Raw genomic sequence first — 428 nt, 5'->3', positions numbered from 1 at the left:
CGAGAGCCGTTTCCGCGCGGCGTTCTACCAGGCCAACGTCGGCATGCTCAAGCTCGATGCCGAAGGCAAGGTGATCGAGGCCAACCAGGCGATGGCCGATATCCTCGACCATCGTCGTGACATGCTGCTGCAGCTGTCGCTGGGCGACCTGCTGATGGACGGCGAGCTGGTCATCGATGGGGTGGGCCGCATCGATTGGGACCGCCAGCTGCGCCCGAGCGAACTGCGCTTCCGCCGTCGCGATGGCAGCCTTGTCTGGGGCCGCTGGAGCGGCACCGGCGTGCGCAGCACCGGCGGTGGCCTGTCGGTGTTCGCCATCATCGAAGACGTCAGCCAGAACCATGCACTGGCGCGCGAGATCGAGCACCACGCCAGCCACGACCCGCTGACCGGCCTGATCAATCGCCGCGAGATCGAACGGCTGCTGG

Annotated in this window: 1 protein-coding gene; it reads left to right on the top strand. The window is 67.1% G+C overall.

The features are described from left to right. Positions 1-43 precede the first annotated feature (43 nt). On the top strand, positions 44-428 hold a 385-nt coding region (locus tag I6F28_RS37170), incomplete at its 3' end, for a PAS domain S-box protein (RefSeq protein ID WP_225143961.1).

This window comes from Bradyrhizobium sp. NBAIM14 (genome assembly GCF_020193895.1).
In the GTDB taxonomy this organism is placed as follows: domain Bacteria; phylum Pseudomonadota; class Alphaproteobacteria; order Rhizobiales; family Xanthobacteraceae; genus Bradyrhizobium; species Bradyrhizobium yuanmingense.
The sequence above is the reverse complement of the archived record's forward strand: the minus strand, read 5'-3'. Positions and strand labels throughout refer to the sequence as shown.